This is a genomic window from Melghirimyces algeriensis, assembly GCF_900182565.1.
Lineage (GTDB): Bacteria > Bacillota > Bacilli > Thermoactinomycetales > DSM-45169 > Melghirimyces > Melghirimyces algeriensis.
The window spans coordinates 181,797-195,841 of sequence record NZ_FXTI01000004.1 but is presented as its reverse complement, the minus strand read 5'-3'; the positions used below and the strand labels follow the sequence as shown (position 1 = coordinate 195,841).

Annotated in this window: 9 protein-coding genes and 1 other annotated feature; all 9 genes read right to left on the bottom strand. The window is 46.6% G+C overall.

The annotated features are described in order from the left end of the window. Window positions 1–41: 41 nt before the first annotated feature. The 9 genes from alaS to FN782_RS07995 all read right to left on the bottom strand — a co-directional run bounded on the left by alaS (window position 42) and on the right by FN782_RS07995 (window position 13,575). Window positions 42–2,666 (bottom strand): alanine--tRNA ligase, encoded by a 2,625-nt coding sequence (alaS, locus tag FN782_RS08035; RefSeq protein ID WP_142505335.1) that lies wholly within the window; start codon window positions 2,664–2,666, stop codon window positions 42–44. A gap of 46 nt (window positions 2,667–2,712) precedes the next feature. Beyond that, window positions 2,713–2,929 (bottom strand) — a binding site (T-box leader). A gap of 275 nt (window positions 2,930–3,204) precedes the next feature. After that, window positions 3,205–4,275: an AI-2E family transporter gene (locus FN782_RS08030; RefSeq protein WP_142505261.1), complete on the bottom strand. Its 1,071-nt coding sequence runs from the start codon at window positions 4,273–4,275 to the stop codon at window positions 3,205–3,207. Window positions 4,276–4,425: 150 nt separating this feature from the next. Beyond that, window positions 4,426–4,644 (bottom strand): hypothetical protein, encoded by a 219-nt coding sequence (locus FN782_RS08025; protein ID WP_142505260.1) that lies wholly within the window; start codon window positions 4,642–4,644, stop codon window positions 4,426–4,428. Between the two features lie 18 nt (window positions 4,645–4,662). Next, window positions 4,663–4,860 (bottom strand): hypothetical protein, encoded by a 198-nt coding sequence (locus FN782_RS08020; RefSeq protein WP_142505259.1) that lies wholly within the window; start codon window positions 4,858–4,860, stop codon window positions 4,663–4,665. A gap of 18 nt (window positions 4,861–4,878) precedes the next feature. Continuing rightward, window positions 4,879–5,376, bottom strand: a complete 498-nt coding sequence (locus FN782_RS08015; RefSeq protein WP_142505258.1) for a PRC-barrel domain-containing protein — start codon at window positions 5,374–5,376, stop codon at window positions 4,879–4,881. A gap of 65 nt (window positions 5,377–5,441) precedes the next feature. Next, window positions 5,442–7,700 (bottom strand): SF1B family DNA helicase RecD2, encoded by a 2,259-nt coding sequence (gene recD2 / locus FN782_RS08010; RefSeq protein ID WP_142505257.1) that lies wholly within the window; start codon window positions 7,698–7,700, stop codon window positions 5,442–5,444. A 168-nt stretch (window positions 7,701–7,868) separates the two neighbouring features. Beyond that, window positions 7,869–9,335 carry a reverse transcriptase family protein gene (locus FN782_RS08005; RefSeq protein ID WP_142505256.1) on the bottom strand — a complete coding sequence of 489 codons (1,467 nt, stop codon included), beginning with the start codon at window positions 9,333–9,335 and terminating at the stop codon, window positions 7,869–7,871. Between the two features lie 20 nt (window positions 9,336–9,355). Continuing rightward, window positions 9,356–10,996, bottom strand: a complete 1,641-nt coding sequence (locus tag FN782_RS08000) for an SWIM zinc finger family protein (RefSeq protein WP_142505255.1) — start codon at window positions 10,994–10,996, stop codon at window positions 9,356–9,358. A gap of 17 nt (window positions 10,997–11,013) precedes the next feature. Continuing rightward, complete coding sequence (locus FN782_RS07995; protein ID WP_142505254.1) at window positions 11,014–13,575, bottom strand: hypothetical protein; 2,562 nt, start codon at window positions 13,573–13,575, stop codon at window positions 11,014–11,016. Window positions 13,576–14,045 lie beyond the last annotated feature (470 nt).

Below are 14,045 nucleotides of genomic sequence, written 5' to 3'. Positions count from 1 at the left end.
CCCCTGTCTCATTCAATGCAAAACCAATGTACCCCAAAGGTTCAGCTGTTGTCATAAATATACTGTTCCACCGTTTTTAAAGCCTCATCCAATTTTTCAGGTTTTTTACCACCCGCTTGAGCCAAATCCGGTCGACCACCCCCGCCGCCGCCACAGAGTGAAGCCACTTCTTTCACCAGTTTACCGGCATGAAACCCAGCTTGTACATATTTGGGTGAAACACTGGCAACCAACTGCACTTTCTCTTTGTTCACAGTGCCCAAGACAATGATTCCCTCCGGAATATCCGTTTTCAGATCATCAATCATTTTGCGCAGAGAATCCATGTCAGAAACATTTACTTTGGCTGCCAACACGGGCACCCCAGCTACTTCCTGCACACTTTGGGCAAGATTACGCCCTTCCATTTGGTTCAGTTTAGAACGTAGCGATTCGTTCTCTCTGGATATTTCTTTCATCCGCTGTTGCAACAGTTCAACCCGTTCAACCAATTCAGCAGGCCGAGCTTTTAACAGCTGAGCAGCGTTTTCCAACCACTGAAGTTTTTCATCCATCAAACGATAAGCATGGCGACCTGTAACTGCTTCAATCCGCCGAATACCGGAACCAATTCCGCTTTCGCCGACCAATTTAAACAGACCGATTTCCCCACTTTGTCCAACATGGGTTCCTCCACAAAGTTCCAGGCTGTAATCTCCCACTTGAACCACACGCACCCTGTCACCGTATTTTTCACCAAAAAGGGCCATGGCTCCCATCTCTTTAGCTTCTTGCAAGGTTGTTTCAAAGACTTCTACAGGGATATTCGCCCAGATTTGTCGATTGACCTGTTCTTCTATTTCCCTTTTTTGCTCCTGGCTAAGCGGTTCAATGTGAGTAAAATCAAATCGAAGCCGTTCCGGTGCCACCAACGAACCCGCCTGGTTGACATGATCACCAAGTACTTCTTTTAAAGCTTTGTGCAAAAGGTGTGTTGCTGTGTGATTTTTAACAATGTCATCCCGAAAGGAGTTATCAATCTGGGCATGAGCTTCATCTCCATTATGAAGCACTCCTCTTTCCACCCGTACTTGGTGAACATGTTCTCCTCTGGGACCTTTCTGGACATCTTCCACTGTCAGATGGGCATCTTTGGTCACAATCCTGCCCCGATCAGCAATTTGTCCTCCACTTTCTGCATAGAAAGGCGTTTCCTCCAAAACGACCAGACAGGTTTCCCCCTGATCAACCTGATCCACTTCTTGATTGTTGCGGATCACAGCAACTACTTTTGTATCGACACGATCAGTTGTATAGCCGTTGAACCTGCTATCCACATGCAGGTCAGCAAGCGCTCCTCCTTGTACCTGCATGCTTCCCATATCTTTACGTGCTTGGCGGGCACGTTCCCGCTGTTCCGCCATCGCCTGTTCAAAGCCTTCTATATCCAGAGTGAGCCCGTTTTCTCTGGCAAAATCCTCCGTCAGATCAACTGGAAATCCATAAGTGTCATACAGAGTAAAGATATCTTTCCCACTGATGGTTGTCTTCCCATCCTTTTTGAGATTAGAAACCATCTCTTCCAAGATGTTCAATCCATCAGACAAGGTTTCCAAAAACCGTTCTTCCTCTCCTTGGATCACTTGACGGATGAAGTCCTTTTTCTCATATGGTTCAGGATAGTATTCCTTCATAATTTCCACGGTAACATCCGTCAGCTGATAAAGAAATGCCTCTTCAATCCCTAGTTTCCGGGTATAGCGGACTGCTCGTCTCAACAAGCGACGAAGCACATAACCCCGTCCTTCATTGGATGGGATCACTCCATCACCGATCGCAAAGACCAGCGTTCGAATATGATCAGCAATCACTTTAAGAGCCGTATCCACTTCCTGATCGGTTCCATACTGTACATTGGCTTTGGAACATGTGGCCTGAATGATAGGTTGAAAAAGATCTGTGTCAAAATTGGTCGGTACATCCTGCAATACGGAAGCCATCCGTTCCAAACCCATACCTGTATCGATGTTCTTCTTGGGAAGCGGTGTATATGTCCCATCCGGATTATGGTTAAACTGAGAGAACACTAAGTTCCAGACTTCAAGAAAACGTTCATTTTCCCCACCCGGATAACATTCCGGATCGGACAGATCACCGTATGCTTCACCGCGATCATAAAAGATCTCGGTATTGGGGCCGCTTGGACCTTCTCCAATATCCCAAAAATTTTCTTTCAGTTTTACGATTCTCTCTTTAGGAATCCCCACCTTTTCATGCCAGATGCGAAAGGCTTCATCATCATCGGGATGAATCGTGACAGACAAACGATCCGGCTGCATCCCCATCCATCTTTTGTCCGTAAGGAATTCCCAAGCCCAAAGAATCGCCTCTTCCTTAAAGTAATCTCCTATGGAGAAGTTACCCATCATTTCAAAAAATGTATGATGTCGGGCTGTATAGCCCACATTTTCTATATCATTGGTACGAATGGCCTTCTGTGCGTTAACAATACGAGGATTTTCCGGTTTTACACGACCATCAAAGTACTTTTTCAGTGTAGCAACCCCACTGTTAATCCAAAGAAGTGATGGGTCATCCACTGGAACCAACGAGGCACTGGGTTCCACATGATGTCCTTTTTCCTTGAAAAAGTCGAGAAACTTTCTCCGAATCTCATTTCCTTTCATTTCACTTTTCACCCCTCAAGAAAAATAAAAAAACCCTTCCATCCCTTTCAGGGACGAGAACGGTTCCCGCGGTACCACCCCGATTAACCTTCACCTGACAAGCAAAGGTCTCTTTATACAGATAACGGCGCAGAGGCCGGCGGGCTTCAATCACCCGCGCTCCGAAACTGGCTTTCAATCATCGTTGCCGGAGAGGTCTTCCAGCCATGAACCTCTCTCTCTAACCGGACAATGATTTACTTCGGTTTCGTCATCGCGTTATAAACTATTCTCTCAACCCATTATATCCTATATTATACTACGAAATCCCAACACTTCAAACCCGCCTGTGTTTCACTTCAGTCTGGGGATTCATGACAAAGTAGTGAAGAGGAGATATCCGTTTCCGCATCTCTTTCCTCCAGCTACGAAGTGGAATGAGTCCGCTTCATCTCCTCCGGTCGCAACCAGCGGACAAAATATCCGCTAAACGGTTGGGACCTCCATAGGTTCCGCTGGATCGTCGGAAAAGGATAACCTAATCTCTTTGTCAGTAGTCTCAGTTTGGTCTTTTTGTATGATGGCTCACCACATGTTCCACAATGACCTTTACAACTGCAAAAAAGGGAACAGCCAAAATTAATCCCAGGATTCCTCCCAATTCCCCACCCACTAAAAGAGCAAATATGATAAACAAAGGATGCATATGAAGGGTTCGCCCAACGATTTGCGGGGATAAAACATTGCCTTCCAACACTTGAACGATTAAATTGACAAAAACCACTTGGATCACCATCTCTCTGGAGATGGATAGAGCCACCATCAAAGCCGGCACGGCTCCAAAAAACGGTCCCAAATAAGGGATGACATTAAAAATCCCCACCAAAAGAGCAAGAATTAACGCATAGGGCAATCCAATAATCAAGTAACCGATATAGGCCAAAATTCCAACAGCCAAACAGACCAAAAGCTGTCCACGGATGTAGTTTCCCAGCGCCTCATCGATATCCCGAAAGAGATGAAGGACTTCTTTACGCCGACGAATAGGCAACAGAGTAATCAGAGTTTTCTCAATGGCATCTACATCCTTCAGCATATAAAACACCAAAAATGGAATAATGACAGCGAGAAACAACTGATTCAACGTGGTGCCCAGCGAGTTCATCAAGTTTCCCAGTCCATCCGTCACACCCGTCTCCAATCGATCCAACGATTTTTCCATCCCCAATCGAAGTGTGTCGGGCAGAGCATCTTTGCTGTGGTTATACTGATCAATCCACGATTGAATGCGTCGGTTCCACTCCGGTAAATGTTCAGCCAATTCGTTTAACTGTAAATGAAACAGAGGAACCAAATTCATCAAAACAATCGTAATGGCACCGATAAACATGGAATAAATGAGAAGTACCGCCAGAGAACGAGGAACCGCTCGATTCGCCAACAAATTGACAATCGGGTTGAGGAGATAGGAAATAATAACAGCTACCAAAAACGGACCGATTACAGCCTTCATAAAAAAGAAAATGGATCGGAGAAGGGGGCCAATTTGAACCAGCAAAAACAGTATCCCCAATAAAACCAAAACCAACAGTGCCCTTTTCAACAAATAAGTTTGTGTATAGCGCCCCATATCCATCCACCTCCCTGTCCCTTTGTTAATGAGTATATGTCCAACCTATAGGTTTTACCCTTTTTAAAAACCCCTGGATTTTAATCCAGGGGTTTGGGCCATCTAATCTAACCGTATCCATTTTTTGCAGGAAAAAATGCATTGGGAACGTCAACGACTGAAACGACGAACCAACTTGCGACCCAGCACTTGGGAAGCAATTCTGGCAAAGGTCATATTCATTCCCATATCCCGTATCCACCTGGGAGTACGCATCATCCCCATGCGATTTCCCATCATCCGATCCATAAAATCTTGACCGCGACGGGAGCGCCGGAATAGCATCGTAGCTGCTGAACCGATCAGCAAAACAGAAAGGAACCGTCTCACGGTAATCCCCCTTTTGGGTTACATGGATAAAGAATCCTGATTTTGCTCCAGGAACAAATCGTTCAAGGAACTCAGCGTTCCATCTTCCTCCACTTGATAAACGGAGACAACTTTACCGTTGACGACGGACAGCTCAATAAAACATCCCCAACAATAATACTGGCCGGAACTTACTTTTCCCAAATCATGTGAATTGCAGTTGGGACAGCGTAACATCGGATATCCCTGCTTTCTTCAGACGTCCTGTGTGGGTTGTCCGTCCATAGAAGCGATCAGTACATCTTCTCCCCACATTAATGGAGAACCGGGGCGAAACACTTTGCGCCCCTCCGTCAAATCGCTGATCAATCCTTCGGACAACTCGTACCCTAACAGGATTCCCCTGTTTTCCAAAATATAGACGTCTTCCACCATCCCAAGTTCCTGGCCATTTGCCAGCATCACGGGACGACCTTTCAATTTACGCTGTCCGGTTAAAAGACCATGCCAGTCTTGATTCTCCTTGACAGAATGGATATCCGCTTCGCTGTTCACAATGACTGCATCCGCCCCAAGAGAACGGATTTTGAAAAAGGGAATATACCGTCCCCGCCGAATCCAACCGGGATGTTCCAGTAAAACGCCAATCATTTGCTGGTCTGCGTCAAATAAGAGATCCTGAACCGTCCCCAACCGCTTTCCTGTTTGCAAATGGATAACCGGAAGACCGATGACTTCTTGAGAGCTGCGCAAGGAACCTCAACTCCTTCCGCATCCCTTAGTATGTTCCCGGTTTGCTTCTCCATGCTGGGGGATGCTTACCATTCCCGATTGATCAGATCCGTCAGTTGACTGTTTCGCTGTTCACGCTCTTTTTGTTTTACCCCATATTTCAGTGCTTCCGGTTCCCCGCACAGAATCAAATAGGACTTGCTTCGAGTAATTCCTGTATAGATCAGATTTCGTTTGAGCATTCGATGATAGGCCATGACAACAGGAAAAATGACAATGGCAAATTCCGATCCCTGGGCCTTATGAACAGAGCAGGCATAAGCAAGCGCAATTTGATTCAGCTGATTCCGTTTATATGGAACCTCCTGACGGTCAAACTGAACCCAAAGAACAGGATCATCCTTTCCGGCCTTTTCGTCAATGGATGTAATCTTTCCCATATCTCCGTTGTAGACAGGGTGTTCGGAATGATTCACCAATTGCAGAACCTTATCTCCATAACGGAACACAGAATCTCCCCAAGTTAATTCCCTCCGATTAGGGTCTGGTGGGTTGACTGTCTGTTGAATCACTTCATTAATCTTATTGACCCCTGCAGGTCCCTTATAGATGGGAGCCAACACCTGAACGTCAAACAGTGTATACCCCCGATTTAAAGCCTGTTGGTATGTTTTTAAAATGACATCCGTGACCTGGTCCCGTTTACACGGAAAAAAACGTCGATCTGAATGGGGAGCCAATAAATCCTTTGGAATTTCTCCGCCTTTGAGACGATGTGCCAATTCAATAATGGAAGAACCCTCTTCCTGCCGGTAGATATCCGTCAACTCCACGCGGGGGATGGATTCCACCTCCAGAAGATCTTGAAGAACCCGCCCCGGACCCACAGAGGGCAACTGATCATCATCACCAACAAGAATCACTTGCATTCCGCGGGGAACGGCGCGAAACAGCTGGTTGGCCAACCAAATATCCAACATGGATACCTCATCCACAATGAGGAGTGACCCTTCAATCGGATGATCAGCGTCCCGCTCAAAAAAATCACCTTTCCACCCTAACAAACGGTGTATCGTTGTTGCCGGAATCCCTGTTGCCTCAGACATTCGTTTGGCTGCCCGTCCGGTTGGGGCCGCCAGTCGGATCGGGTACGGTTTTTCCGATGCTTCATAATCCTTTGGGTCCAACGAGCATTCTTCCAACTTGGCAAACAAATGACAGATTCCCTGAATCACAGTGGTCTTTCCCGTACCGGGACCACCTGTCAAAATCATCACAGGAGAATCAATCGCTGTGATCATCGCTTCCCGTTGTCGCTCAGCATAAGCAACCTGAAGCTCTTCTTCCACTTCCCCCACTGCTTTATACAACTCATGAGCAGGAGTGGGCTCCACCTTCCGTTCCAACCACTCCTTTACCCGTACCGCTACCCCATGTTCCGCATAAAAAAGGGAAGGTAAATAATATCGATCGTGATCTTCAATCATTCGCTCTTCTTCCACCATCCGCTCCAACAGCGCTTGCCGGTTTTCAAGCGGAAACAATTCCTGGGCATGAGGATTTAACAAGCGATCAATCTCTTCATCCAGCTGGTCCCTTGTCACAAAAATATGTCCTGTGGACAGACAGGATTCCCTTAATGCAAACAAGGCAGCGGCCTCAAATCGCTCTGGAGCATCCAAAGCCAAGCCACCTTTCCGTGCAATCGCATCCGCCCGGCGAAAACCGATTCCCTCCACTTCTTCAATCAGGCGATAAGGGTTTTCCCGTATTTTCTCCACCGTGTTTTCCTTATATGTTTGAACCACCTTTAAAGCAACTGCCGGACCCAAACCAAACTGATACAAGTAAACTAATGCTTGCTCCAATGCCTGATGTTCATGAAGACCATTTGAAATCGTCTGGGCCCTTTGCTCCGACATCCCCGGTACTCTTTTCAGAATTTCAGGATCGCGAGCCGCCTGTTTCAGTACATTGGGACCCAGGAAATGAACGATTTTTTCCGCGGTCTTTTTTCCCACACCAGGAAATAAGCCACTGGAAAGATACTTAACAATGGCCTCCTGGGTTTGTGGAAGCTCTTTTTTGATATGACGGACCTGATACTGCCGTCCATACTTCACATGCTCTTTCCATTCCCCGTATACCACTATCAATTCATCCGGATGGGGAAGCACCATGTTGCCAACAATGACAGCCTCATCTGTCTCCATGGTTTCAGATGATTCAGTAACCCGCATTAAAAACACACCATATTGATTTTCTTCATTATAAAAAATTTCTTGAATCAAAAATCCCTTGAGATAGTCTTCACCTGAAAAGAGATTCAGATCTGATTGATCCATCTGTCACACCTCGACCGATCCAATATTCCCCGTTCAGTATAATGGGAAATCACTTACATGACCATCATACCAGTTTATGACGCAACGTTGAGAATCAATTACACCGTAGAGCAAAATAAAGAAGAACAATCATCTGGAGTAGAGAATGATTGTTCTTCACATATATTTTTAACGATCTGCCACAGTTGCTTGCTTACACCATGGCGGAATATGTAAATTGTATTTTTCCCCAATTCCAATTAATGAGGAAGCCAAGCGCGCTTCCAAATCTGGGCGAACCATGCGGATATAACCGGCAGTTCCCGAAATGTATTCCCAAAAATTCGGATGGTTGTCCCGGTTTTCTTCGTTTAGCCCGTTGATCTCTACGCGATGCAACAAGGCACGAAAACGGCGCAACTCTTTTCTCCGGATATTCGGTTTTTGATTCACCACTATCCCGGTAACTGTTTGTCGGTTGGTATCACGCAAAATTCGTGTCTTTTTTTCGTTCGTTTTAAACCCTTCAGACTGAATAATCGAACGGGCTCCGTTTATCAAACCACCCAGTTTTTCTGCATCATGTTTGGAACAGGAAAATGTTAGGTCATCTGCATAACGGGAATATTGGAATCCAAACTTACTCGCCAATCCTTGTAAACGGCGATCCAGACGTCGACAAAGTATATTGGTCAACGTTGGACTGGTGCAAGCACCTTGTGGCAGTTGCCGGTCCCCCATGGCAACATAATAATAGGTTCCATCAAACTCCACTTCTTTCCGCGGAGGCTCCGTGCAAAGAAGAGCAAGAAGGGTACTGACTGATTCACTGTAACCAAAAGAAGACTGAAACAGTCCTTTGACCCGACGAAAGGTGATCGAAGGAAAAAAGTCTTTGAGATCCATCTTTACGACGACGGACTGTCCCAGATGTTGCCGGGCATTTACCAAGGTGCTTTTTCCGGGAACAAAACCACAGGCGGCGGGATGGATGGGCAACCGATCCAATAGTTGATGTTTCACCCATTCCTGAGCCTGCCTCAAAGATCGTTTGGGAGCAGAAATCTCACGTTTGCCACCGCTTCTCTTCGGAATCGTAAACCGGTGATAATGACACAGGGTAGCGGTATTGCGATGGTACGTCAGCCACTTCAAACGCTGGAGGGGGATGTTCATTTCTTCGGCCAGTTGCAAAGCAGAACCAATCACAGGAAGGCCATTTTTCCTCAACTTTGCTTCTTCATATTCTGTATTTTGAAGACCGCCGGATACGCCCTCTCCAGCATGAATTACATGCGTCTCTTTGTATTCCTGCCATCGCTTTTTCGCTTCCGCTTTTTCCTTCTCCCGTTGTGCTTTTCTCTCCGCCCGCTTTCTTTTGCTTTCCTCAATCCGTTTTTTTCTCGCTTCCTTTAACAGTTGCTTCAGATTGGAAAGCTTGGCACTTTCCATTTTTAACTTGTTCAGTTCTTTTTGCAGACGTTCATACTCCTCATCTTCCAAGGCTTGCTGTTGCTTTTCCTCCGGAGATAATTGTGCATCATTCCAAAAGCCAAGACGAATCATTTCTTTTCGAATCGTTTCCATTCTGCCTTCACTCTGGACACGTTTTCTCCATTCCTCCCGCGTCAGCGGTCGTGTTTCCTCTTCCGCCACGGTGTCTCCCTCCCATCTACTTATTTCCTTTTATGAAGCAGAATCGTGGCAATCATATGTTCACAGGGACCTTGCATCAGGCGGTTTTGCTTATAAAACCAACAATCACAGGAAGCATTCCGCAACCGCCCATCGGAATCCAAGGTCACCTGTGGTTTCATGGTTTTGTTTTTTTCCTCGACCAGTGCCTGCAACGTCATGCCACCATCTGAAGTAGGAATGCGGGACTGCAAGGAAATCCGACCTTCCGAAACCCATTTCTCCCCTTTTTCTTCCCTGGGATTGGCATATTTCAACTGATCCATCGGTAGGGGGTCCTGGGTTAATTCCCTCAATCGGTACTTGCCGATTTCCAAGTCAAACATGACTCTACCTGCACTGCACAATTGACGCAGTGCTGCCTGTACCGTCGCCTCGGAAAGATGAGTCCATCGAGCAAGTTCACTTATGGCAGCTGTTTTTTTCATCTTCATCTGAGACAACACCAAAGCGCTTTCCCGTGGAGTCGCTTCTCCCCCGGTTCCCACCATCAAATCAAAGTTGGCACTTCCTGCCCAATCATTTCGCGTCCAGCCGGAAAGACCCAGCGTAAAGCTTAAGGAACCCAAATCAACAACATAAAAACTGGGCATTCCTGTTCCTGCCAAGTGAATCGTTATTTTATGGGATAATGGCAACAATCGCTCCAGCAGAAACAAACGTCTTCTTCCCCATGTACGGATCTCCTGCTCTTCACTTCCGGTATACACAGAATCCTGAAACACCATCTCTTCATTCCACGGCTCGATCCTTACCTTGACCGGTTGGCCCGGTTTCAGGATAAAACGCAGGGAACGGGGACTGTGCCGTTCTTTATTCCGGCGAAGGAAGGTGCAAAGGTTATAAATATCAATCGGTTTCACATCAAAAGATACGGTCGGCATACCCATGGAAGATTGAACTTGCAAAAATCCGCGAATCCAGCTGGCGGGTACATCGATTTTTTTCTCCTTGTATACTTCACGTCCCTGAGTCGCCACTTCAAAGCCGGATGGATCGACTTGAAAGTCCGTCGGCCGATAGCTGCGAATCCGTTTGATTTCATCCAACAATGTATCGGAAAAATCAATATTGGTCGTCCCGTATTGGAACTCTTTTACATCATCCAGCAATTCTGAATGGACCGCCAACCGTCCGTAGGAGGATTCATCCAGAGAGAATGCCTCAAAAAAGACTTGATCCGGTGCCACAGTGATCACCGGGTCCAGAACCCACCAAGCATCAGGGCTATGATCATACAACCAATTGAAATAACGCCGTTGCGCTTTGTAAAAATCTCCCATACGTTTGTTTCGCAAATGATTCAGTTCTTTGAGACGAGCTTGAATTTGATGGATTTTCTCCCCAATCGCTTCTTTCTCTTTCAGTGCTCCTGCAATGTCAATCATGTATTGTTCCTGTACCCATGCCTGGTAAGCACTGTGATCCTTTGGCTGATAGTTTAGATCGGATACAACCACATCCCGAAGGGCGATCATGGCATCCCGATAACGAATGGGCTCCCGAATTTTCCCCTGAAAATAGGTGGGGTCCCGTCCCACATCCGGTGCAAAATCAACCATGGTGCGTCCGCCGGCATGGCTGATCCCACTCGGCTTACTGTATGTTTGCTGAAAAAGCATGTCGCTTCTTCCCTCCTTCAGCGAATGGTTATGGGTGTCCGAATCTCCGGATACCTTGCTTGCATCTGGGTCAGCGCCATTAAAATCTGTTCAAAATCCCGTTTACCAAAATTGTGACATACATCCGCCAAAATCGGCACAACAACCTCTGCCATCTCCTGACGCTGTTTCCCCAGGGACATCAGAAGCCGCAAGGCCTGTTCTTTTGCTTTTCGTCCCGAATGGACACGAAGCAATACGGTTCGAAAGAAAAGCTCCATGTGTCTGACCGTTTCCGGGGTCCATTCCATTTTCTCTGCCAGCTGTAAAGCATATTCCTGAACGGCCAAATGGGGGCTCTCTCCAGCACGAAGCATCAATTCCATCAGGTCCAGTCTTTTCTCATGAATCCTTACCAAATGCATGGCAAACTGTTGAATATCGTTCCGGGATGTATCCAATAATCCATAGATTAAGTCCGGGTTAATTTCATCTGATGATCGGGTATTTAAATAATCCAACACCCAATTTCGGGTATCATCCCACTCCGTTTCAGCCAGGTTCACCAGCATTTCATCGTTGACCTGTTCGATCTTTTGAATGATCAAGCGACGCGCTTCCTGGCGAGCCAATGCCACCGGGCAGTGAGCCAAGCGAAGCAGTTCACCCAATGTGACATCCTCCGGACCCGGAGCCATTGCCTCAAACAATCGTGCCCCCAATTCCTGAAGGGAAGTCTGATCGTGATTTAACAGTTTTAACACCTTATCCAGTGATGTGTGGCCCACCAATTCATTGAAAAAGAGACTCCCCAAAAGGTCTTTCCTTATGTAATCCTGAACCTCTTCCGGTGTATCGGACCGCAATACACGAACCCACAGCTGGTGAAGCAATTCCGGCAGATGGGGAACGAGCCACAGCAGACGGTCGGTGAAAAACTGGGTGACATAAACTTGGTGTTCTTCACCTGGAATCGAGGCGAATTCCGCCAAAAATCGACCGTCCAATTGCAACTGGGTAAATCGGTCCGATAAGATCCGGCGTGCCACTTCCCGTGGGGTTGGGTGCTCACTTTTTAAGAAGGGAAGCAACTGATCCCCGGTAAAGGGATGTTTGTGAAATTCAATTTTTTCCAGGATGGCTCCCGCCAGTTCATGAAGGAAAGATTGATTTGACTCGGCCATCTCCTGGGCGAGATCAATGGTAGCGACTCTTGACAATACGTCGGAAAGATGATTCTGAATCATATGGGACCAATCTTCAATCACTTCCGGCCGGATCTCACTGTCCGATTGCAATTGTTCGATAAAACGCTTTAACAGTTGAAGACATTGCTCATCCGTCCAATCCTTGTGGTATTGCAGAAAAAATTGAAAGGTGGCTTCTCGAATGACACAATCCGAATGAATTGACAGGGAGAACCATGTATCCAGATCCGGATTCCTCACATCAGGGTGAGCCAGACGTTCCAACAACATCCGAGTGGCCCATTTCTTTCGTGCCGATTCAAATGACCGAAGGAGGGAGCGGAGTTCACTTAATGGAATCTTTTTAACAAATGATCGATTCCCTTTCAGCAAAGCCTGGCCGGCAAATTCAATGACCGGAGTCGCCTTCCCTTCGGTAAACAGTTTCCATAAGGATTCAGGATGCTGGTCCCATAATTCCGGAAAGGCTTCTTCTCTCTTCTCTGCTGTCCATCCAGTCCAATCACCGACAGCTTTCCATGTTTTGTTTCCCGTGTAAATAAAGCGATCGCTGTGATGGTACAAAATATGGTTCAAAACCCAGAGATGGGTGAACGATTCATTTGTCATCGCCGTTTTCCCGTCAATCCAAACTGTTTTTGCATCCTGATCGCTATAGCACAGCAACAGTTCTGTAGCCAGCCGAACATAGTCGGAGGAACCCGCTCTCCCCAGATTTCGCAATGTACGCCAACTGCGACGCCGAAGATAGTGATGTGTTTTGGCAGAATAAACGGAGGAATGAACTCGCTCTCCCTGTTCTTCCGATACAATGTATGAATCAAAATCCTTTTCCACATCAAACCGGTAAGCTAGAATCGACCATATTTTGTCATCTCTCCGCTGTTCTGCAAGCTTATAGATCCCTTTGATATAGCGAAAATAAATTGGCGTAAAGGCGATGGGTGTATACCGGAATCCTCTATGAAAATCCAGTCTTACATCATTTAACCACCAGCGGACTGGCTTTCCATCCGGAGCAAGAAGCTCCGCAATTCGTGACAATTCATTGTAATCGATATACTCCAGCAATTGCCGCAAGGCATCTTTCGCCAGCAACTCATTTCTTAAATAGAGTGTCCATAGCCAGGAGCCATCCCCCTGATCCAAATCCAAGTCCGGACATAATGGATAATGTTTATACCTTCCTGTTTTATCATCCAATACTTGATAACGATCTGCTACATACGCAATGGCAAATTTCTTGATCTCTTCAATAAAAGCAGAGTCTCTGTTCTCAAGCAGCCTTTCCAGTTTGGAAGGCAGGCGCATTCGAGGCTTTTCCTTTTTCCACCAAGCCTCATGCTTTCGGTACTCTTCTACAGCACGTTCAGGCAATCTACGGCTACCCAATCGTTATCCTCCTCTCTAAATGAAAAGCCCAACCTGTGCTTGAGGTCGGGCCCAAGGGGGTGTGTTGATCCACTACAAACCTCAGGAATCGTTCGAAAAATTGCGCGCTTCATGTCCTATGTAGTGCACCATAACACTTCATCCAAATATATGTTCCCATTTTAAAATAAAATATTAAATTGGTCAATAGTTAAGAAATTTTTTAAATAAAAACCCGACCTTGAATCAGGTCGGGTTTCAACGGAGTTTTGAGTGTTTGTTCACTACAGATCTCAGGAGTTGGCTTCGCCACTGTACAGGCCCGCATCAGGGGTACCTGTTGAGGAGCAGCGGCTACGCCTGTTTAGGGGCTCCTTAACAGGTACCCCTGATGCTTTGGGCCTGCCAAGTCGCGCGGAGCCGGGTGATGAATCTCTCACATCACGTCACACATGGCGGTACGCCATGCAGGGTTGCTGAACAAACATCTC